Below are 22250 nucleotides of genomic sequence, written 5' to 3' on the forward strand. Positions count from 1 at the left end.
GCTAACGTCACCTCAGCCCCGGGATGAACAGATGACACAAACCTTGCCCATGCCGATCACTGCGCCGCTGACCCGCGCGCAGCGTACCCAGCTTGTGAACCTCGTGCGCCGCGCGTCCAAGACAGAGATCCTGCCACGGTTCCGGGCCTTGCGGGGCGACGAGATCGACACCAAATCCGGCCCCGACGATCTGGTGACAGAAGCGGACCGCAGCGCCGAAGCGATGATCGCGCGCGGACTGGCGCGGGCTTTTCCGGGCGCGCTGATTGTCGGCGAAGAAACGGTCGCCAAGAAGCCCGACCTGTGGGACGAGGTTGACGGTGCCGAACTGGCCTTCATCATCGACCCGGTTGACGGCACCTGGAACTTTGCCAACGGGCTGGCCGTATTCGGCGTGATCGTCTCGGTCACACGCTTTGGCCGTCCGGTCTTTGGCCTGCTTTACGATCCGATCCTTGACGACTGGGTGATCGCGGATGAGGAATCGCCCGCCGAGTTTGTCCGTAAAAGCCGCCCTGCCGCGCGGATTCATGTCTCGCAAGGCGGCCCGGTCGAGGGGCTTTCGGGCTATTTGCCGCTGGCCATGCTGCCCAAGGACAAGCGTGCCGCCATGGCCGCGACCTTCCCCGACTTTATCCGCATTCAGAACATCCGCTGCGCCTGCCACGAATTTCGTATGATCGCGCAGGGCAAGATGGATTTCCTTGTGACCGGGCACCTGACACCGTGGGATCACGCCGCCGGGGTGATCATCTGCCGTCAGGCTGGCGGGCATGTGGCGCTGCTGGACGGGTCCGAGTACACGGCCGGTAAGCGCGATGGCTATCTGCTGGCCGCGCCCGATGCAGCGACCTGGGGACGCCTGCGCGACCGTTTTGCCTTTCTGATCGAAGCGAAGACAGCTGAAGACACTGGCGACTAGGATCAACCTGTCCCGGACTTGATCCGGGACCTTTTGCCAAGCTCGGTGCATAAGGTCAGCGCCAGTCGCGATGCCCCGGATCAGGTCCGGGGCGGGCATCGCATCCGCTGCATGTGTTCTGGATGATCTATCGGGCCAGTGCCGCTTTCATCACAGCTTCGGGAAAGCAAGTCGCGCTCTGCCCAGTGGCTTCTTGCCAGCGACCGATGGACCGGCGGGTCTTGTACCCGGCCAGCCCGTCAGCGCCGCCCACATCGTGTCCCATCGCCTCCAGCGCGCGCTGCATCGCCGCGACATCCGAGCGATTCAGCCCTCCGACATTGCCCCAGCGCGCGGTGAAATCGCCCACGCCATAGGCGATGCGGTCGCCGACATGGCCGACGAAAAGCGCGTAGAGGTCGCTCATGTTATAGTCCTTGAGGACGTAGAAATTGGGCGTGACAATGAAGGCAGGCCCGCTGCGCCCGGCAGGCATCAGCAAGAACCCCTCGGCGCGGCTCTCATGGTCGGGAAACGCGCGGCCAGAGATCCGGGTGATGCCCATTGCCACCCAGTCACGGATCTTGCGACCCTGATCGGGGCCTTCAAGCGTGCAGGAAACACTCGCGGGCACGCTTACCTCGAACCCCCAGTCGCGCCCGGCGATCCAGCCATGCCGTTGCAGATAGCGCGCGATCGAGGCGATCGTGTCCGCCTCGGACCGCCAGATATCGGCATGGCCGTCGCCATCCCCATCGGCGGCATAATCCAGAAAACTGGAGGGCATGAATTGCGGCTGTCCCAGCGCGCCGGCCCAGCTGGATTTCATTGCCCCGGCGGGTGCGTGTCCGGCTTGCGCGATGCGCAGCGCCGCGATCAACTCGTCGGTGAAATAGGCCGCCCGCGTTGACATGAAGCCTTTGGTGCCCAGCACCTCAAAGACATTATGCGGGATCTTCACCCGACCATAGCCGCTTTCACGCCCCCAGATCGCCAGGATGATCCGCCCCGGCACACCGGTTCGACGTTCTGCCGCCGCAAGGGCAGCAGCATGACTTCGGCCCATTTGTTTCCCGACAGAGGTCGCCGCATCGACAGAGCCACGGTTGAAATATTTGCCCGGACTGCCAAACTCTGCCTGACGCTGGCGTTGCGGCGTGCGCGGCTTGCTGCCGGGCGGCACCAGATCCGGCAGATCCCAGTTCAATTTGACACCGGAAAAGGCCGCGTCAAACGTCGCGCGCGCCACGCCCGCGGCCCGCGCGCGCGGCCAGATCTGCTGTTCCAGCCAACCGCGAAACTGCCGTTCCACTGACGCACGGTCCTGTGCAAACGCCTGTCCGCACAGTCCCACAAGCAGCACGACCAGTGCCAATACCCTCATCATTGTCCCCTGCCCGTCGCTTTGGCCTGATCATAGGCCGCGCGACGGGCAGCGCAAAGGCTTACTCTGCCGCCTCGGCGTAATCCGACATCGGCGGACAGGTGCAGATCAGGTTGCGGTCGCCAAAGACGTTGTCGACGCGGTTGACCGGCGGCCAGTATTTATCCACCCGGAAGGCACCGGGGGGAAAGCATCCCTGCTCGCGGCTGTAGGGGCGATCCCATTCCTTGACGAGATCCTCCATCGTGTGCGGCGCGTGTTTCAGCGGGTTGTTCTCGCGGTCGATCTCGCCATCCTCGATGGCGCGGATCTCTTCGCGGATTGCCAGCATGGCGTCGCAAAAGCGGTCCAGCTCTGCCTTGGTTTCGCTTTCGGTGGGTTCAACCATCAGCGTGCCTGAAACAGGCCAGCTCATCGTCGGCGCATGGAAACCGCAATCAATCAACCGCTTGGCAATATCCTCGACAGTCACGCCTGCGCTTTTCTCGAAGGGTCGGGTATCAAGAATGCATTCATGTGCCACCCTCCCCGTCGGTCCTTTGTAAAGCACATCATAAGCGCCCTCCAGACGCCGCGCGATGTAGTTGGCGTTCAGGATCGCCACGCGTGTGGCCTGTGTCAGCCCCTCCCCGCCCATCATCAGGCAATAGGCCCAGCTGATCGGGAGCAGCGAGGGCGAGCCATAAGGTGCCGACGCCACCGGGCCTTCGGTGCCCCCGGTCGTGGGATGTCCCGGCAGATGCGTCACCAGATGCTGTTTTACCCCGATCGGCCCCATGCCGGGACCACCGCCGCCATGCGGAATGCAGAACGTCTTGTGCAGGTTGAGGTGGCTGACATCCCCGCCAAGATCGCCGGGGCGCGACAGACCCACCATCGCGTTCATATTCGCCCCGTCGATATAGACCTGCCCGCCATGCGAATGGGTGATCTCGCAGACCTCTTGCACGGTTTCCTCGAACACGCCATGCGTGGAGGGATAGGTGATCATGCAAGCGGCCAGCGCGTCCGAGTGTTTCTCTGCCTTGGCACGGAAATCATCCAGATCAATATCGCCATTGGCCGCCGATTTCACCGGCACGACCTTCCAGCCCACCATCTGCGCGCTGGCAGGGTTGGTCCCATGCGCGCTGGTCGGGATCAGACAGACATTGCGGTGCCCCTCGCCCTGCGCCCGGTGCCAGGCGGCAATCGTCAGCAGGCCTGCATATTCGCCTTGCGCGCCCGAATTGGGCTGCATGGAGATCGCGTCATAGCCGGTAATATCGCACAGCTTCTCCGACAGATCCCCGATCAGCTCGGCATAGCCTTCCGCCTGATCGGTCGGGCAATAAGGGTGCAGCATGGCAAATTCGCGCCAGCTGACCGGCATCATCTCGGCGGCAGAGTTCAGCTTCATCGTGCAGGAACCAAGCGGAATCATCGCCCGGTCCAGCGCCAGATCGCGATCGGCAAGCCGACGCATATAGCGCATCATCTCGGTCTCGGCCCGGTTCATGTGGAAAACGTCATGCTCGAGATAGGAGGAACTGCGTATCAGCGCCTCCGGCAAGCGATATTCCGGCGTCACATCCTCATCCCGCTGTGTCAGGCCAAAGGCGCGCCAAACGGCCTCGATCGTGTCCGAGCGTGTGGCCTCGTCCAAAGTGATGCCAACGCGGGTCTTGCCCACGGCCCGCAGGTTGACGCCCTCATCGACAGCCGATTTCATCACCGCGCGCTGCAAGCCGCCCACCTCGACGGTGATCGTATCGAAAAACGCCTCCGGCTCGACGGCAAACCCCGCCGCCTGCAACCCCTTGGCAAGCCGCACGGTCTTGCGGTGAACCCGCTGCGCAATCGCCCGCAGACCTTCAGGGCCATGAAACACCGCATAGAACCCGGCCATCACCGCCAGCAACGCCTGCGCCGTGCAGACGTTCGATGTCGCCTTCTCGCGCCGGATATGCTGCTCGCGCGTTTGCAGCGCCAACCGGTAGGCGCGGTTGCCATGACTGTCGACGGACACGCCGACGATCCGGCCCGGCATGGAACGCTTGTAGTCGTCCTTGACCGCCATATAGGCGGCATGCGGACCGCCATAGCCCATTGGCACGCCGAATCGCTGGGTGGACCCCACGGCAATATCCGCGCCCATGGCACCCGGTTCCTTGAGCAGGCACAACGCCAGCGGATCGGCACTGACCACGGCAATCGCCTTGGCCTCATGCAGAGCGGCGATCACATCGGTGAAATCGCGCACATGACCGTGGGTGCCGGGATATTGAAAGATCGCCCCAAAGACGGCCTCCGGCTCCAGATCTTCCGGCGCACCGACAATGACCTCGATCCCCAAGGGGGCTGCGCGTGTCTGCATCACCGCAATATTCTGCGGATGGCAGTTCTCATCCACAAAAAACGCCCCCGCCTTGGACTTGGCCACGCGCTGCGCCATGGTCATCGCCTCGGCGCAGGCCGTGGCCTCATCCAGCAACGACGCGTTGGCGACCTCAAGCCCTGTCAGATCGCTGACCATGGTCTGATAGTTCAACAGCGCCTCAAGCCGTCCCTGGCTGATCTCGGGCTGATAAGGCGTATAGGCAGTGTACCAGGCGGGGTTCTCGAAGATATTGCGCTGGATCGCAGGCGGGGTGACGGTGCCGTGATACCCCTGCCCGATCAACGATTTCAGAACCTTGTTCTTCGAGGCCACCTCACGCATGTGGTGCAGCAATTCGCGCTCAGATTTCGGCTTGCCGAAATCCAGCGGTTTCGCCTGTCTGATCGCGCGCGGCACGGTTTCGTCGATCAGCGCCTCCAGATCCTCGACACCCAGCCGCTCGAACATCGCTGACATCTCGGCAGGCGACGGGCCGATATGGCGCCTGTTCGCAAAATCATATGGCAAATAATCAATCGGTTCATAGCTCATGCGGCACCCTCTTTCACGCAATGCGCAGACAGTTCAGACTTCGACGCCGCCCGCTTAGCCGCCCCCGGCTTCTTCTTGGCAAAAATACTCCGGGGGAGACGCCCAAGGGGCGGCGGGGGCAGCGCCCCTTTTAGTCCGCGATAAAGGCCTTGTAGGCGGCTTCATCCATGTAATCATCCATCGTCGAGGCATCCTCGATCTTCAGCTTGAAGAACCACGCATCGCCTTCGGGGTCGTCATTGACCTTGCCGGGCTCCTCGACGAGCACCTCGTTGACCTCGACCACCTCGCCGTCGATCGGTGCCAGAATATCCGACGCTGCCTTGACGCTTTCGATCACCACGATCTCGTCGTCGCGGGTAACGCTGGTGCCTATGTCTGGCAGTTCGACGAACACCACGTCGCCCAACTGTTCGGCCGCATGGGCGGTAATTCCAACGGTGACGACATCGCCGTCAAGATCCAGCCACTCGTGTTCTTCCGTGTATTTCATCGCGCTTTTTCCTTTATCGCTATCTTTTGAATCCGGGGGCCACGAACGGCAATGTCGCCACCGTGACCGGCAGGCGCTTGCCGCGCACATCCCCAAACAGTGCCGTGCCGGGCACAGCCAGATCAGCCGAAACATAGCCCATCGCCACCGGCGCGCCGATGGTCGGGCCAAATCCGCCGGATGTCACCTGTCCAATTGGCCTATCCGCCTCTTTCGAGGCAAAAAGTTGCACACCCTCGCGCATCGGCGCGCGACCATCAGGCAGCAGCCCCACGCGTTTGCGCGCAGGCCCTTCGGCCATCGCGGTCAGCAACCGTTCGGCGCCCGGAAATCCACCTGCACGCGCGCCCCCCTCGCGGCGCACTTTTTGAATGGCCCAGGTCAAGCCCGCGTCGACCGGGCTTGTGGCGCTGTCGATGTCATGGCCGTAAAGGCATAGCGCCGCCTCCAGCCGCAAACTGTCGCGCGCGCCAAGTCCGATGGGGTTCACATCCTCATGCGCCAGAAGCGCGCGAGCAAGATCCGCCGTGGCCGCCTCGGGCACCGAAATCTCGAACCCGTCCTCGCCGGTATAACCCGAGCGCGAGACCCAGCATTCCGCACCCGCAATCGGCAACGTCTCGACATCCATGAAGCGCATGTCACGCACGCCGGGATGATGCTCTGCCAGAACCTCGACCGCCGCCGGCCCCTGCAAGGCCAAAAGCCCGCGGTTCCGGATCAGCTTTACCGTGATCTCCGGTTCCAGTGCGGCGCGCATACGCGCCAGATCCGCATCCTTGCAGGCCGCATTGACCACCACGAACAGATGATCGCCGCGATTGGCGATCATCAGATCATCCTCGATCCCGCCATCTTCATTGGTAAAATACCCATAGCGCTGACGCCCCTCGGCCAGCCCCAGCACATCCACCGGCACCAGAGTTTCCAGCGCCAGGGCCGCGTCATCCGGATCACGGGCCCGCAGCACAACCTGCCCCATATGGCTGACATCGAACAGCCCTGCCTTGGTGCGCGTATGTTTGTGCTCCGCCATCACGCCCGCGGGATATTGCACAGGCATTTCGTACCCGGCAAATGGCACCATCTTGGCACCCAGTTCGACATGCAGATCGTAGAGCGGTGTATGTTTCAGTTCTTCATCCAACGGCCCGTCTTTCCCTGTGTTCAGGATCCCGGAATTGCCCTTGTCGGAACGTACCGGCATCCGCGCATCGGTGTGATGCGGTTCGGATGCCCCCTCTGTCCTTTCGCCTGAGATCGTTATCCCTTCGGCGGATGCGGCTGTCGCGCATCTCTCTCCAGAGTTCTGTCACCCGCAAAGGTCCTTTGGGCCTGAGAGTTTCCGGGGCGGTTGCTCCTTCGGCACCGGTATGACCGGTTCTCCCTTCGCGGATTCGGTCCGAAGCTATTTGACCAATGCCGGCGAGGCAAGCGGTCTTTGGCGGGCGCGGCTGCAGGATTGCGCGGTCAGGATGTCGAACAAGGCGATATTGTCGCAAATCAGCCCGTCCAGCGTGACCGGATCAAGGGTTTCATAAAAAGCCTCTGCCGCCCGAACAAGCGCTTGCCGCAAGCGGCAACAGGCCGTCAGCGGGCAGGTATTGTCAACATCAGCAAAACACTCGGCAAGCGGGACTGGGGATTCGAGCTTGCGGAACACCTCGCCGATCACGATTTGACGGGGCGCATGGGCTAGTTGCAAACCGCCATTGCGGCCCCGCTGCGTGTACAGATAGCCCAACTGCGCCAATTGGTTGATGATCTGCGCGAGATGGTTTTCGGACGCATTGCAGCATTGCGCAATTTCCGCTTTCGTCACCAGCCGGTCAGGATTGGCCGCACAAAACATCAGCACCCGCATGGCGATGTTGGTTCGTTTGGTGATGCGCAAGACCTGCCCTCCCTGCTGAAGCCGTTGACAGCCACATTGCGCCGGAAAACAGAAAAGCGGTTTGACACAGGTCAAGGGCGTAGCACAAACATGCCTGATGAATGCATTTTTCTTCGGCTATGGCAGCCTGGTCAACACCGCCACCCATTCATATGCCGGACAGTTTCCGGCGACAGCCCATGGATGGCAACGCGCCTGGCGGTGCGTCGCCGGTCGCAAGGCGACGTTTCTGACGGTGATCGAAGCTCCGGGCATGAGTATTGACGGGCTGGTGGCCGAAGTGCCGGGCCGGGACTGGCGCGCGCTGGACGCGCGGGAGGCAAGTTACGACCGGCTGGATGCGCGCCATTGCATCGGCTCCGGTGCTTTGACGGATGTGCGCGAATTGGCAATCTATGCGATCCCACCTGACACGTTTGCGCCGCCAAGCGCGGAGAGCCCCATTTTGCTGAGCTATATTGACGTGGTTATGCAGGGCTATCTGAAGGTCTTCGGCCGATCCGGTGCCGAGATGTTTGTCGAGACCACAACCGGCTGGAATACCCCGATTTTGGACGACCGCAGAACCCCGGTCTATCCGCGCCATCAACGCCTGAGCGCGATTGAAAGCAGCTTTGTCGACGGCGTGTTGCGTGAGGTCGGCGCTGATATTCTTGACGTCACACAGCCCTGCTGAAAGGTTTCGGATCGGCTGACGCCGATCCGACCGGCGCGGGCTGTCGCCCGCGCAACACCTTTGAAACTCGATTATTCAGAAACCGAAGCGTGGCGATTGTGGCCGATGTCGGAGCGAGGGGCCAGTCCATCGTGCTCCCCGGAGTGTTTTGGCCGAGAAGAAGTTATAAGTGGGCTTAGAGGCTGCGGGCGCGCACCACTTGCAGCAAGGGCATCACGTCGGCCATTTCCGGACCATGGCTCTGGCCGGTCAGAGCCTTGCGCAGCGGCATGAACAGGCCCTTGCCTTTGCGGCCGGTGGCTTGTTTCACTTCCGTGGTCCATTTCCCCCAAGTCTCGCCGTCGAACGGTCCCTCGGGCAGCAAGGCCATCGCCTGAACGATGAAGTCACGATCCTCTTCGGCGATCTCTGGTTCTGCGCCTTCGCGGAACATCAACCACCAGCGTGCCAGATCGGCGCGCGTGGTAATGTTGTCGCGAGTCACGGTCCAGAAACGCTCTGCCAGACTATCCGGCACTCCGAGCGCCGCAATGTCAGAGGCGACCTCGGACAAATCAAGCCGTTGCAGATAATGCGCGGTCAGCGGGAACAGGTCCTGCACGTCAAATTTGGTGGGCGCGGCACCGAAACGCGAGATGTCGAACCCCTCGACAAGTTCCGCGACCGACCCTTTCAACTCGATGGGATCGGCGGAACCCAGCCGCGCCATGAGGCTCAGCAGTGCTGCCGGTTCGATCCCCTGAGAACGCAGATCGCGCAGGGACAGCGTACCAAGCCGCTTGGACAGCGCCTCTCCCTGAGGCCCGGTCAGCAACGAGTGATGCGCGAATTGTGGAACCGCGCCGCCAAGCGCCTGAATGATCTGAATCTGGGTCGCGGTGTTCGTCACATGGTCTGACCCGCGCACCACATCGGTCACACCCATTTCGGTGTCATCCACCACGGAGGCCAGAGTGTAGAGCACCTGCCCGTCGCCGCGGATCAGCACCGGATCCGACACGCTGGCCGCATCAATCGAGATATCGCCAAGGATACCGTCCCGCCATTCGATCCGTTCGTGATCCAGCTTGAACCGCCAGTGGCCTTGGCCACGTTCGGCACGCAGGTTGTCCTTCTCGGCTTCTGTAAGCGCCAGAGCCGCGCGATCGTAGACCGGCGGCTTGCCCATGTTCAACTGTTTCTTACGCTTGAGGTCCAGCTCTGTCGGTGTCTCGAAACATTCGTAGAACCGACCCATTTCGCGCAGTTTATCGGCAGCTTCTCCATAGCGATCCAGCCGCTTTGACTGACGCTCAACCCGGTCCCAGGTCAGGCCCAACCACTCCAGATCCTGCTTGAGCGCGTCGACATAGGCTTCCTTCGACCGCTCCGGATCGGTGTCATCGATGCGCAGGATGAAGCTGCCGCCAGATTGGCGAGCGATCAGGTAGTTCATCAGCGCAGTGCGCAGATTTCCGACATGAATATAGCCGGTGGGCGATGGGGCAAAACGGGTGGTGGTCATTCTGTCTCTCCTGTTGAGCGATGGAATTTCACAGACCCGGCGGTTTGTCCATATCCATGGAGGATCCCGCCTTTCCTGGCAACGTTCCAGCACGCGCCCTTCCTGTATGCCACAAATGCCAATCCGCCTCTTCTTCTTGGCTTCAATACTCCGGGGAGTGCGAGGGGCTGGCCCCTCGCTCCCACATCAGCCACCACGTATATCACGCCTGATCGCGCGAAAACGGCCCCGCGCATCGCCGGGGCCGTCTATCTTCCAAATATTCGCGATGCCCGAAAGCCGATCAGCTGACGTCCTTGTAGCTGACCTCGCGTGCGTCCGCACCGGGGCCTGCCTTGTCGCGGCGCACCAGCAATCGGTTCAGGGCGTTCACATAGGCCTTGGCCGAGGCGACGACCGTATCGGTATTGGCCGACTGGCCGGTGGCGATCATGCCGTCCTCTTCCAGACGCACGCTGACCGTGGCCTGCGCATCGGTGCCTTCGGTTACGGCGTTAACCTGATAGAGTTGCAGCTTCGCCATGTTCGGATGCACGGCGCGGATCGCCTTGAAGGTCGCATCGACCGGGCCGTCGCCTTCGCAAGTGGCAGACAGTTCCTTGCCGTCCACTTCCATCTCCAGCACCGCCTCGGCCGGGCCACCGGTGCCGCAGATCACCCGAAGGGACACGATCTGAAGCCGGTCCGCCGCATCCTCGGTCGCCGCCGTGACAAGCGCCAGAATATCCTCGTCGAACACTTCTTTCTTGCGGTCGGCCAATTCCTTGAACCGCACGAAGATGTCTTTCAGCTGGTTGTCGCCGACATCCACACCCAGATCCCGCAGCTTGGCGCGCAACGCGGCGCGTCCTGAATGCTTGCCCAGTGGCAGGGATGTGCCGGCAAGGCCCACATCTTCGGGGCGCATGATCTCAAACGTTTCGGCGTTCTTCAGCATGCCGTCCTGATGGATGCCGCTCTCGTGGGCAAAGGCATTCTTGCCGACGATGGCCTTGTTGAACTGCACCGCAAAGCCCGACACGGTCGCCACCCGGCGCGAGATATGCATGATCTTGCGGGTGTCGATGCCGGTGTCGAAGGGCATGATGTCGCCGCGCACTTTCAGCGCCATCACGACCTCTTCCAAGGCCGTATTGCCCGCGCGTTCCCCCAGCCCGTTGATCGTGCATTCGATCTGCCGCGCGCCGGCCTCGACAGCGGCAAGGCTGTTGGCCGTCGCCATGCCAAGGTCATTATGGCAATGCGTGGCCCAGACAACATCCGTGCCGCCTGGCACTTCGGCAATCAGACGTCGGATCAGATCGGCGCTTTCGCGCGGTGCCGTGTATCCAACAGTATCGGGGATGTTGATCGTGGTGGCCCCCGCCTTGATGGCGATCTCGCAAACGCGGGCAAGGTAGTCCCATTCGGTCCGCGTCGCATCCATCGGCGACCACTGCACATTGTCGCACAGGTTGCGGGCATGGCTGACCGTCTCGTGGATGCGGTCGGCCATCTCGTCCTGCGTCAGGTTCGGGATCGCGCGATGCAGGGGCGACGTTCCGATGAAGGTATGAATGCGCGGCTGGGCTGCATGCTTCACGGCCTCCCAGCAGCGGTCGATATCGGGCAATTGCGCCCGCGCCAGACCGCAAATCACCGAGTTCTTCGAGCGTTGCGCAATCTGGGACACGGCGACGAAATCACCCTCCGAGGCGATCGGAAATCCCGCCTCGATGATGTCCACGCCCATATCGTCCAGAAGCTCGGCAATCTCCAGCTTTTCGTCATGGGTCATGGTGGCGCCGGGGGATTGCTCGCCGTCGCGCAAGGTGGTGTCAAAGATCACCACGCGGTCTTTGGTAGTATCTGTCATGGGGTATTTCCTTTGGTTCTCCAAGTGTTCGGGCGCGAACGAAGCCTCCTCTGAGCGGTCGCGCCGAACGGCACGCTCAGAGGCGACTTAGGAGAAGCAGACCAGCTGACAGTGCCGCCGAAAGGCGGGCACGGGTCGCAATATGGCCTTGGGTCAACATGGGGGTGACTATACGGGTTTTGTTGCGGGGGAAAACCCCTTTTTTGACGCAGAAAATCATCATGGCCCGCAATTGTTTGAAACACCGCGTCGCGACGTCGCCGGGACTGAAACACACAGTGACCATCGGTGCGTCGGGCGGGATCGGCGCGGCGCTGGTGCTGAAACATGCGCTGCGCCTGTCGCCGAGTGATCCGCCCAGACAATCGTCCTGCAAGCGGGGTGTCATGGCGCAGCCCCGGCTTCAGCATGGGCCACGCTCTGTTTTAGGACAAGGCTGACGCCCTGCACGCAAGGTGCTGCTCGTTGGTTCAGCCGCCGTCGGCAGGGCTGTCGGTTGCGTCCTCCGCCCCCTCGGCAGGCAGTGTTTCGCCATCGGTCAGTGCGCCGTTTTCCCAACTGCCGGTCGCCTGTTCGCCGGTGGTATAGCGCATCGTGCCTTCGCCCTGACGTTTGCCGGCCTGGAACGTGCCTTCATAGATGTCACCGTTCAGATAGGTGGCCGTACCTTCGCCGCTGATCTCGCCACCGCTCCAGTCGCCTTCATATTTGAACCCGTCGGCCATCACGATCGCGCCTTCGCCTTCGCGTTGGCCATCGACGAACTGGCCGGTATACACCGTGCCGTCCGGGTAGGTCGCCGTGCCCTGCCCGTGGCGCTGACCGTCCTGCCAGTCTCCTTCGTAGCGGTAACCGTCGGCATAGGTCATCACCCCGTAGCCATGATTGCGGGCGTTCTTGAACTCGCCCTCATAGACCAGCCCGCTGGGATAGGTTGCGCGGCCCTTGCCCTCAATGACGCCATCGACCCAGTCGCCCTCGTAGGTCGACCCGTCGGGGTAGACGATACGGCCTGTGCCATTGGCCAGATCACCGCTGAATTCGCCGGTGTAGACCGAGCCATCGGGATAGACGACTTCGCCCTGCCCCTCGATCTGCCCCGCGATCCAGTTGCCGGTATATTTATAGCCATCGGCACCGATGAACGTTCCTTGCCCTTCACGCTGGTCGTCGCGGAACGCGCCCTCGTAGACATCGCCATTGGCGTAGTCCACGCGGCCCTGCCCTTGCCTGCGTCCGGCCACCAGCTCTCCTTCGTAGACATCGCCATTGGGCTGGGTCAGCTTGCCTTCGCCCTCGATCTGACCACCACGCCACATACCCTCATAGATCAGCCCGTCTTCCATCGTCAGCTTGCCCTGACCTTCGCGGGCACCATTGGCGATGCGCCCGACATAGACAGAGCCATCGGGATAGGTGATCGTGCCATTGCCTTCCTTCACGCCGTTGACCCAGTCACCCTCGTAGACATAGCCGCCGGGGCTGGTCATGGTGCCGCGCCCGTGATGCATGGCGTTTTGAAAGCTGCCCTCGTAGCGCACGCCGTTGGCATAGACCGCGACACCCTGTCCGGTGATCTGGCCGTCGACCCAAGTGCCCTCGTAAGTGCCGCCATCGGTGAAGACGATCTTGCCGTCGCCATCGGGCTTGCCCTTGGCAAAACTGCCCTCAAAGACCGAGCCGTTGGGAAAGCGTGCAACGCCCTTGCCCTTGATCTCTCCCTCGACCCACTGGCCGGTATATTCGTATCCGTTGGGCAGCCTGTAAGTGCCGGTGCCGTCCTGAAGCCCGTTCTGGAACGTGCCTTCATAGACACCGCCATCGTCATATTGCTTGGTGATGACCTCGGCGTCCTGCGCGGCGGCGCTGCCGCCCAGCACGATAAGCGTGGCGATCAGCCCCCAATGGCGTCGGTGATTGGCTGTCATTCTGCTTTTGCCCCCGGTGCGTGTCGTGCTGCCTCAAATCGCCTAGAAACTAGTTGACACCCCCGGCCAAGACAATGGCTTTTCCGGAACGCACTTTTCCTCGGGCGCCTATCTGCTAAACGGGTGGTCAAGGGCACATCTTCGAGAGGACACCCCATGGCAGACCGCTTTCGCCTGATGCTGGCGCAACTCAACCCGACGGTTGGCGATCTTGAAGGCAATGCGTCTCAGGCGCGTGACGCCTGGGAGGCGGCCAAGATAGAGGGTGCCGACATGATCGCCCTGCCAGAGATGTTCATCACCGGCTACAACACGCAGGATCTGGTGCTGAAACCCGCCTTCTACACCGACGCGATTGAGAGCGTGCGCAAGCTGGCGGCCGATTGTGCCGACGGCCCGGCGCTGGCCATCGGCGGACCGTGGATCGAAGGCACAGAACTGTATAACGCCTATTTCATCTGTCAGGGTGGCAAATTCACCGCCATCAACCTGAAGACCCATCTGCCCAACACCACTGTCTTTGACGAGGTGCGGCTGTTCACGCCCGCGCCCCTCAACGGGCCGTATTCGGTGAACGGCGTGCGCATTGGCAGTCCGATCTGCGAGGACGCCTGGTACGAGGATGTGGCCGAGACCATGGCCGAAACCGGCGCGGAGATCCTGCTGGTGCCAAACGGGTCGCCCTATTTCCGCGACAAGATGGTCGTCCGGCTGAATCACATGGTGGCTCGCGTGGTCGAGACGGGCCTGCCGCTGGTCTATCTCAACATGACCGGGGGACAGGATGATCAGGTCTTTGACGGGGGCAGCTTCGTGCTCAACCCCGGTGGAGAGTTGGCCGTGCAGATGCCGGTGCTCGACGACGCGCTGACGCTGGTAGAGTTCGAGCGGACGGATGCGGGCTGGCGGGCGATCCCCGGCAAGGTGCATACCCATCCGGACGCGATGGAGCAGGATTATAACGTCATGGTCACGGGTCTGCGCGACTATTGTCGCAAGACCGGGTTCGGCAAGGTCCTGCTGGGCCTGTCGGGCGGGATCGACAGTGCCATTGTCGCCACCATCGCCGCAGATGCGCTGGGGCCTGAGAATGTCCGCTGCGTGATGCTGCCGTCCGAATACACGTCACAAGCCTCGCTGGACGACGCCAGGGAGGTCGCCGAAAATCTGGGCTGCCGCTACGATTTCGTGCCGATCACTGAGGGGCGTCAGGCCATCACATCGACGCTCGCGCCGCTGTTCGAGGGGACGGAACCGGACCTTACCGAAGAGAATATCCAGTCGCGTTTGCGCGGGCTGCTGCTGATGGCGCTGTCCAACAAGTTCGGAGAGATGCTGCTGACCACCGGCAACAAATCCGAGGTGGCGGTGGGCTATGCCACGATTTATGGCGACATGGCGGGTGGGTACAATCCGATCAAAGACATGTACAAGACCCGCGTTTTCGACTGTTGCCGCTGGCGCAATGAAAACCACCGTGACTGGATGAAGGCCCCCGCGGGCGAAGTGATCCCACCCCGCGTGATCGACAAGCCGCCAAGCGCCGAACTGCGCGAGGATCAGAAGGACAGCGATTCCCTGCCCGACTACCCGGTGCTGGACGCCATCCTGCAAATCCTCGTGGACGCGGATGGCTCAATCGAGGATTGCGTCGCGGCCGGATTTGACCGCGCGGATGCCAAGAAGGTCGAACATCTGCTGTACATTTCGGAGTATAAGCGCTTTCAGTCGGCCCCTGGTCCGCGCCTGTCGCCCCGTGCCTTCTGGCTGGATCGGCGCTATCCCGTGGTCAATCACTGGCGCGACCAAAGCTAGGCACTCGCGTTAAGGTGGTGCGGATGAGGCAATGCGTGCTTTGCTTGCCACGCCGTGCCGCCGTTTGCACGATCCAGCGCTGTGTGGCTTGACCCGGAGGCGCACCGCTTCCCAATCTGTGGCCGTGCCGCACGCTGCTGTTGCGGCGCGCTGCCAACAATCGACGGACCCTGCTGTGCCCGGCCCGCTGCCAATATCTGTGTCTCCGGATTCCAACCTGCCCTCGGCGGTGGATGTGGTCGTGATCGGCGGCGGCATCATCGGCGCCATGACCGCGCTGGAGTTGGCGTCAGAAGGCGTTTCGGTGGCGTTGTGCGACAAGGGCGAGATCGGCTGCGAGCAGAGTTCGCGCAATTGGGGATGGGTCCGCCTGTCACAGCGCGACCCGCGTGAAATCCCCTTGATGATCGAGGCCATCCGCAGATGGGAAGGTCTGGACGCGCGACTGGGCCGCAAGACCGGCTTCGTGCAGTCCGGCATTCTGTTCACCGCCCGCAACGCCCGGCAAATGGCCCGCTACGAAGCCTTCTCCCGGCATTTGGCAGAATATCGGATCGACAGCGATGTGCTGGACGATCAGGGAATGCGGAACCTCATCCCCGAGCATGGAATGAAACTCGCCGGAGGGCTGCACACACCCTTTGACGGACGTGCAGAGCCGCAACTGGCGGCACCCGCGATTGCCGAAGCTGCCCGTGATGCGGGCGCAGCGCTTTATACCCGCTGTGCCGTACGGTCGATCGAAACCTCGGCCGGGCGCGTCTCTGGCGTGGCGACAGAACGCGGGCGCATCGCCTGCTCCAGCGTCGTGCTGGCTGGCGGTGCATGGTCGCGACTGTTTGCGGGCAATGCCGGTGTGGAGTTGCCGCAACTCAAGGTAATGAACTCTGTCCTGCGGACCACGCCGGTTTCGGACGGGCCGGAACAGGGCATCTGGGCCGACGCATTCGCACTGCGAAAGCGGGCGGATGGGGGCTATACGGTTTCCAGCGCGTCGGACAAGATCCATCATCTGACGCCCGATACATTCCGGCTGGCCCGCCAGTTCCTGCCCGCGGTTCGGGCCGAGTGGTCATCACTGCGGCTGCGATTGGGGCGCTGGCAGGAAGAGGCTTCCCTACCGCGCCGCTGGGCCGGAAACGAGCGCACGCCTTTCGAACATTACCGTATGCTGGATCCCCCTCCCGACGATCGCAGCCTGCAAAGGGCGCTGGCCGCTGCGCGCAGCGCCTTTCCGGCACTGGAAACTTGCGAAGTCGTGCAAAGCTGGGCCGGGATGATCGACGTGACGCCAGACGCGATACCGGTGATCTCGGCGGCGGATAACGTGCCGGGGCTGTTCATTTCGACCGGCTATTCCGGCCACGGATTCGGCATCGCCCCCGCCGCGGGTCGGTTGACGGCGGATCTTGTCACCGGGACCACGCCACTTGTGGATCCCGCGCCCTTCCGGCTGTCGCGGTTCTTCGATGGCAGCCCCGTCACGCTGGATGCGGGCTTCTGACCTCCAAGATCAGGCAATGCCAGATTTAATACTTGCGCGATGCAAGAGCTAGAAAGCGATCCTTACACGGTGACAGATGTCCCCGCGCACATCATGCGGACAAGGGATGAAGGGGTGGTGACGCGCATTCCTGTCCGAGGACACTGACCGGGAAGAACGGTTTCAAATGGTCCTGTCTTCCTATGGCAACCAAGTCCCTTACTGGTCTTTGAACAGCCCCTCTTTCAAGGCGAGTTCGACCAGTTGGGCAACAGAGGTCACGTCCATCTTTTCCAGAATGCGTGCGCGGTGATGGTCTACGGTGCGCGGACTGATGTCGAGATGGCGGGCAATGTCCTTGGATGAATTGCTTCCCGGCTTGCTGACGATCAGGCGGGCAATTTCGTCCTCGCGGTCGGTCAGGCTTTCGAAGCGGATCCACATTTCGGACGAACGTTGGGTCGCATCGCGCCGCTTCCGGTCAATTTCCAGCGCGGCGTCAATTCTTTCGATTAGCACCGACTGCTTGAAGGGTTTTTCCAGAAAATCCATTGCGCCCATCTTCATTGCCTGAACCGATTCCGGAATGCCGCCATGGCCGGTGATAAAGATAATCGGCAACTTGATATTGCGTTCTGACAAATGTCGCTGCAATTCCAGTCCGTCCATCTGGGGCATCCCGTAATCCAGGATCAAACAGCCAGCGGACGTCTTCTCATACGCGTCCAGGAATGCCTGAGCCGACTCGAACGCCTTCACCTCATAGCCGCGCAGCCCCAACGCCCGCGCCAGAGACGTGCGGATATTCACATCATCATCGACAAGAAAAACACAGGCCGCCTGCACCACATCTTCTTTCATAGCTTTCGTCCCTCTAGCGGCAAGGTAAAGCTGAAACGAGCCCCCGACGCAGACCTCTCATACCAGATAGTGCCGCCGTTTGCCTCGATCAAGGACCGGCTGATCGACAGGCCCAGCCCCATTCCACCGGCTTTTGTCGTCTCGAACTGGGCAAACAGTTCAGTACCTTCCGCAACCCCTGGCCCGGTGTCTTCGACATCAATTTGCAAACGACCGTCGATCTCTCTGGTCAAAACGGTGACCCGCCGTTGCGGGCTGCGGCCTTCGGCCATGGCTTCGATCGCGTTACGCAGCAGATTAACCACCACCTGAGCGACCTGCACCCGGACGGCATTTACACGGACTTCCGGGCTTTTGCGGATCACGATCTCGGTCGAATGCTGGCGGGCTTCGGACAGGACCAGCCGACGTGCCTGTTCAAGAAGTTCACGAATGCCGAAGGTCGTTGTGCGGTTACCGTCTTTCCGGACAAAGCCGCGCAGCGCACGGATAATATCCCCGGCCTGATGCGCCTGTTGTTCAATCTCGGCCAGAAGCTCGCTCACCTCGGTGCCGCATTCCTTGCGGTTCGCCACCAAAAACTGCGCAGCGTCGGTGTTCTGGGTGATCGCGGTCAGAGGTTGGTTCAGCTCATGCGCCAGCCCGGTTGCCAATTTGCCCATCACCTGCTGGCGCGACACATGCGCCACCTCGCGGTTCAGCGCCTCGATGGTTTCTTCATAGGCACGCGCCTGCGTGACGTCGTCAATCGTGGCAACCACATAATCCGTGCCCGCATGTCCTGACGGAATGAACACCCCGCTGAAGCTGATCCAGACGGGCTTTCCATCCTTGCGCTGCGCTTGCGCTTCCAAACTGAATGCGGTGTGTTCGGCGATATTCCTGCCGAATTCATCCATGATATCCGGTTCGTCAGCGTTCAGCAGCGATTGGAATGCCATGCCGTCAAGCTCTGCCTGTGTGTATCCCAATATTTCGGCAAATCGCGCATTCACCCGTAACAGCCGCCCGGTGGACGCATCAATATACACCATCCCCCGCGACGCCATGTCGAAGGTCAGGCGGAATTCTGTTTCCGTCTGCTTTCGTTGCGAGATCTCATTGACCAGTGCCGTGTTGGCATTCTCCAGCTCCTTGTAGGTGCTGGGCATAGGCGCGTCCGACTCTATTTCGCCTTGCGAGATCAGCGCGGAACGCACGGCGAAAGCACGCACCGGCGCGTGTATCCGGTTGGCCAGTGCAAGACCCAGCAGCCCGGTCGCGGCTGCCACACCGATCGCGATCAACGTGTTTTGTGACCGGTTGGCCTTGATCGTGCCGATAAAGTCATCTTCCGGCGCGTAGACGACAATCGTCCAGGGAATGTCGCCCAGACCAAACGGCATCAGCAAGGATACATAAGGGACGCCATCATGCACGAAATCTGTCCGGATCTCCCGGTCGACGGCGACACCGTCCTTGGTCAGCCGATCGCCAAAGGCTGCGCGCGCGATCGGATCGTTGAGTTGATCTATTGACGGGAAGGTCAGCGTTCCCCCCTCTCCGACGGTCATCAGAAGATTGGGGTTGGGATGCGCGATCACGTCGCCGTTCTGGTTCAATACGAAAGCGGCACCATTCTTGCCGATATTCAACTGTGCAAGGAAGTTCGAGATCTCCTTGATCTCGATATCCACCCCTACAGCGCCCTGAACCACGCCGTCAAAACCGACAACCGGCGTCGCCGCTGTGATACCGGGCGATCTGGAGGTGAAGAAGATATACGGATCTGTCCAGATACTGAGCAGTTCCTTGCGCGCTGACATGTACCAGGGCCGCACGCGGGGATCAAAGGTATCTGTCGGATCGATCCTTTCGCTTTTCTTGACAAAATTCTCGTTGCGCTGGATGAACACTGTTCTGGGCTCCGACGCGACATTAATGACCTTGGTCTGGTATTGGTCCGGCCCATTGCGCTGCACAAAAACAAAGTTGCCCTGCTCATCGCCATAATAGACGGCGGCAAATTGCGGGGCTGAACGCAATTGCTGAAACAAGAGCCCTTCCAGAAGTGCTCTTTCTTCGCGGCGCACGATCTGATTCTCGGCCAAGGCGGTCGACAGTTCCGCCGCACTGCGGGCAGGTGACAAAAATCCCTTGGTATGCTGGATCACGTTGGTGCCGACATCCGCCAATTGATTGCGCGCGTGTTCCAGCAAGGCCCGTTCGGACGTGAAATAGGACGAAAACACCACAAGCGTGACGGCAAAAAGCTGGAGCCCGGCCAGCGCAAGTGCAAGGATGACACCAAGTGATTTCATCAGTCTCGTTCGAACCCGTATCCGTTTCGAATGGCCAGGCTCATGGCAGGCCCTTCCGGAGTAACGTGGATTGAGGAGATATACACCCAGAAAGTGCCATGGCGCAAAACGTAAAAACGCGCTCTGCCACAACGGGCAGAGCGCTGATTGGCACTCAAATAAATTAAATACTGGTTACGCGCCAAAATTACTCGGTACAAGCGCGCGTCGGCTTGGGGATGCACGACAGAACACGTCCTTTCTAGCCTATGCGGAATTTTCAGACTATTCGTATGATTGCCTAGGGGAGATTACCCATTATCTTTCGCGACCAACGACCCGATCAGCAGTCTGCCATCTCGTTCCAGAGCAATACCGTATCGGGCGGCCAAGGCGATCTGTGTTTCCGATGCTGGGCAATAGGACGGGAATTCGTTGCGCAGACGGCGTGCGACCTTGGGGCGCGATCAAAGGCGCGTCGTATTGCATATCGAACCCGTTGTGTCCGGCCAGATCAACCGCCCTCGGGCCACTGCACCCATGTTCTTTATGCGCTTTCATCCGCGCATCGCAGCTCAGGCAACCGATGCCGCGCAAACTGAAAACAAAAAAGGCCGCCCGAAGGCGACCCTGTCAGCGATGCCGGCGGGTGACCGGCGATATATATATTGGAGCGGGCGAGGCGATTCGAACGCCCGACCCTAACCTTGGCAAGGTTATGCTCTACCCCTGAGCTACGCCCGCCTCCTATATATTTCCAACTGGAGCGGGCGAGGCGATTCGAACGCCCGACCCTAACCTTGGCAAGGTTATGCTCTACCCCTGAGCTACGCCCGCAATCAGTTGGGTGTCAGGCATGTAGAACCAAGCCCGGCCGGCTGCAAGGGGAAAAATGCAAGTTCCCCGAGTTTTCCCGCTTCAACAGCCTCAAATACCTGATCCGATGGAAATCAACAGCTTCGAGCTGCGCCTCCTCCAACGTCTTCTTTGTCCAAGGCTTGTGGCTGCACTGCGCGCAAATGTCGGGTTTGGTGAAATCAGCTTGAAAGATAATAAGTTGGCAACAACCAGCCGTTTCACAGGCGTTTAAGTTCCGCGACGACTCGATCTGACATGTCGGCACAACGCATGCCATCAAACGGGAAGATTGCGTCGAAACCGCCCTGGATACGTTCTTCGAGTGCTATGCGCAGGCGACGACGTGCGCGAAACAGCCGAGTCTTGACGGTGATCGGGTTGAGCGACAGATCGCGAGCGATGGCGAGAATGCTCATGTTCTCGGTCTCGCGCAGCAGAAAGGGCAAGCGTAGATCCGGCGGCAGCTGTGCCACCGCGCCTTCCAGAAAGGCGCGCATCTGTGCCCGCCCAAGCGCGGCCTCCGGCCTGTCCGGGTGCTGGCCGGGAAATGCGAGGATGGAATCGGATGCCTTTTGGTCTTCAGTCACGGTGTCATATTCCTCCTGCGAGCGAACACGCCGGAGATGCATCCGCGCGGTGTTGATGGCAATCCGGGTGATCCAGGTGGAAAACCGGGCCTCGGCACGAAAGGTATCGAGCTTTGTAAAAGCCTTCAGGTATGTTTCCTGCACCACTTCCTCGGCGTCCGCATCGCTTCCGACGATGCCGCGTGCAATTCGGAACAGGCGTGGGTTCATGCGCCGGATCAACTCGCGCACGGCGGCCTCGTCCCCCTGTGTCGCACCTGTGACAAGCTCGGCCTCCGGAGTGGCTGGCCCCGCAAGCCCAATGCCCTGATGGCGTGGCCGGGCGGTCAAGTGCCATCCTCCTGTTCGATCCGTCCAAGGTCGAGAATATCCTCGACCCTCGGCAGGGCGTCAAAAACTTCGCGCGTCACATCCTCGGTATCGGTGCTGGGTCCTTCCCAGCCCGCGTCGCCGGGATCTCCCACAACGATGCGGCCGACCATAGGTGCCATCTCATGCGGGATGCAGTAGTAATCGTAAACGCCCGGCACCGTGAGCGTCACCTCGAAACTTTCATCCGGCAGAAGGAAATCGCTGTTCCACGGGTGCGCGGCCTTCGGAATGCGTCGGGTGCGGTCGAAGTTGTCGGGATGGTAGGCGGTGGAGGTATGGCTGTTGCCCGGATCGCGATTGATGAAACGGATGGTCGTGCCTGCGGTGACGGCAAGGCCGTGCGGGCGGAACCAGACACGCTCGCCTCGCGCGGTGCCGCGCATTTCAATGACTTCCGCAGGCGCGGCACGAATGATCGCGGGCATCGAGAGAGTGGCAAGTATGCCACT

At 61.2% G+C, this 22250-nt stretch carries 17 protein-coding genes, 2 tRNA genes and 1 riboswitch; of the genes, 5 read left to right on the plus strand and 14 right to left on the minus strand.

Annotated elements, in window-relative coordinates:
- Positions 1-31 precede the first annotated feature (31 nt).
- Positions 32-922: an inositol monophosphatase family protein gene (locus tag B8991_RS09285; protein ID WP_084352690.1), complete on the plus strand. Its 891-nt coding sequence runs from the start codon at positions 32-34 to the stop codon at positions 920-922.
- Between the two features lie 127 nt (positions 923-1049).
- Here B8991_RS09285 and B8991_RS09290 read toward each other — a convergent pair whose 3' ends face one another.
- From B8991_RS09290 to B8991_RS09310, 5 genes are all read right to left on the minus strand, one after another.
- Entirely contained in the window at positions 1050-2288 is a 1239-nt protein-coding gene (locus tag B8991_RS09290; RefSeq protein ID WP_143514529.1) for a lytic murein transglycosylase, read from the minus strand.
- Positions 2289-2346: 58 nt separating this feature from the next.
- A complete protein-coding gene (gene gcvP, locus B8991_RS09295; RefSeq protein ID WP_084352692.1) occupies positions 2347-5196 on the minus strand; it encodes an aminomethyl-transferring glycine dehydrogenase in 2850 nt (949 codons plus the stop codon).
- A gap of 130 nt (positions 5197-5326) precedes the next feature.
- Positions 5327-5689, minus strand: coding sequence for a glycine cleavage system protein GcvH (gene gcvH / locus B8991_RS09300; protein WP_084352693.1), 363 nt, complete (start codon positions 5687-5689; stop codon positions 5327-5329).
- Positions 5690-5708: 19 nt separating this feature from the next.
- On the minus strand, positions 5709-6896 hold the full coding sequence (gcvT, locus tag B8991_RS09305; RefSeq protein ID WP_084352694.1) for a glycine cleavage system aminomethyltransferase GcvT: 1188 nt from the start codon (positions 6894-6896) through the stop codon (positions 5709-5711).
- 105 nt (positions 6897-7001) lie between these two features.
- A riboswitch (glycine riboswitch) is annotated at positions 7002-7088 on the minus strand.
- A gap of 9 nt (positions 7089-7097) precedes the next feature.
- The gene (locus B8991_RS09310) at positions 7098-7583 is read right to left on the minus strand and encodes an RrF2 family transcriptional regulator (RefSeq protein ID WP_084352695.1); all 486 of its coding nucleotides are present in this window, start codon (positions 7581-7583) and stop codon (positions 7098-7100) included.
- 97 nt (positions 7584-7680) lie between these two features.
- Here B8991_RS09310 and B8991_RS09315 point away from each other — a divergent pair, with 97 nt between their 5' ends.
- Positions 7681-8259 carry a gamma-glutamylcyclotransferase family protein gene (locus tag B8991_RS09315; protein ID WP_328588492.1) on the plus strand — a complete coding sequence of 193 codons (579 nt, stop codon included), beginning with the start codon at positions 7681-7683 and terminating at the stop codon, positions 8257-8259.
- A gap of 175 nt (positions 8260-8434) precedes the next feature.
- Here the strand turns inward: B8991_RS09315 and gltX are convergent, their stop codons facing one another.
- Complete coding sequence (gene gltX, locus B8991_RS09320) at positions 8435-9763, minus strand: glutamate--tRNA ligase (protein ID WP_084352696.1); 1329 nt, start codon at positions 9761-9763, stop codon at positions 8435-8437.
- Between the two features lie 283 nt (positions 9764-10046).
- Positions 10047-11618 carry a 2-isopropylmalate synthase gene (locus tag B8991_RS09325; RefSeq protein ID WP_084352697.1) on the minus strand — a complete coding sequence of 524 codons (1572 nt, stop codon included), beginning with the start codon at positions 11616-11618 and terminating at the stop codon, positions 10047-10049.
- Between the two features lie 221 nt (positions 11619-11839).
- Here B8991_RS09325 and B8991_RS09330 point away from each other — a divergent pair, with 221 nt between their 5' ends.
- Positions 11840-12058, plus strand: a complete 219-nt coding sequence (locus B8991_RS09330; RefSeq protein WP_143514530.1) for a hypothetical protein — start codon at positions 11840-11842, stop codon at positions 12056-12058.
- 30 nt (positions 12059-12088) lie between these two features.
- Here B8991_RS09330 and B8991_RS09335 read toward each other — a convergent pair whose 3' ends face one another.
- Positions 12089-13546: an MORN repeat-containing protein gene (locus B8991_RS09335; protein WP_084352699.1), complete on the minus strand. Its 1458-nt coding sequence runs from the start codon at positions 13544-13546 to the stop codon at positions 12089-12091.
- Positions 13547-13702: 156 nt separating this feature from the next.
- Between B8991_RS09335 and B8991_RS09340 the strand changes: the two genes are divergently transcribed.
- Positions 13703-15361 carry an NAD+ synthase gene (locus B8991_RS09340; RefSeq protein WP_084352700.1) on the plus strand — a complete coding sequence of 553 codons (1659 nt, stop codon included), beginning with the start codon at positions 13703-13705 and terminating at the stop codon, positions 15359-15361.
- Between the two features lie 175 nt (positions 15362-15536).
- Positions 15537-16865: an NAD(P)/FAD-dependent oxidoreductase gene (locus B8991_RS09345; RefSeq protein ID WP_084352746.1), complete on the plus strand. Its 1329-nt coding sequence runs from the start codon at positions 15537-15539 to the stop codon at positions 16863-16865.
- Positions 16866-17063: 198 nt separating this feature from the next.
- Here the strand turns inward: B8991_RS09345 and B8991_RS09350 are convergent, their stop codons facing one another.
- The 6 genes from B8991_RS09350 to B8991_RS09380 all read right to left on the minus strand — a co-directional run bounded on the left by B8991_RS09350 (position 17064) and on the right by B8991_RS09380 (position 22226).
- Positions 17064-17705, minus strand: a complete 642-nt coding sequence (locus B8991_RS09350; RefSeq protein WP_084352701.1) for a response regulator transcription factor — start codon at positions 17703-17705, stop codon at positions 17064-17066.
- On the minus strand, positions 17702-20005 hold the full coding sequence (locus B8991_RS09355; RefSeq protein WP_084352702.1) for a sensor histidine kinase: 2304 nt from the start codon (positions 20003-20005) through the stop codon (positions 17702-17704). The genes B8991_RS09350 and B8991_RS09355 overlap by 4 nt, the downstream gene beginning before the upstream one ends.
- Positions 20006-20653: 648 nt before the next feature.
- A tRNA-Gly gene (locus tag B8991_RS09365) sits at positions 20654-20728 on the minus strand.
- Between the two features lie 18 nt (positions 20729-20746).
- A tRNA-Gly gene (locus tag B8991_RS09370) sits at positions 20747-20821 on the minus strand.
- 239 nt (positions 20822-21060) lie between these two features.
- Positions 21061-21759 (minus strand): RNA polymerase sigma factor, encoded by a 699-nt coding sequence (locus tag B8991_RS09375; RefSeq protein WP_084352704.1) that lies wholly within the window; start codon positions 21757-21759, stop codon positions 21061-21063.
- On the minus strand, positions 21756-22226 hold the full coding sequence (locus B8991_RS09380; protein ID WP_235866588.1) for a cupredoxin domain-containing protein: 471 nt from the start codon (positions 22224-22226) through the stop codon (positions 21756-21758). The genes B8991_RS09375 and B8991_RS09380 overlap by 4 nt, the downstream gene beginning before the upstream one ends.
- Positions 22227-22250 lie beyond the last annotated feature (24 nt).

It is taken from the genome of Primorskyibacter flagellatus, from assembly GCF_900176485.1.
Classification (GTDB): Bacteria; Pseudomonadota; Alphaproteobacteria; order Rhodobacterales; family Rhodobacteraceae; genus Primorskyibacter; species Primorskyibacter flagellatus.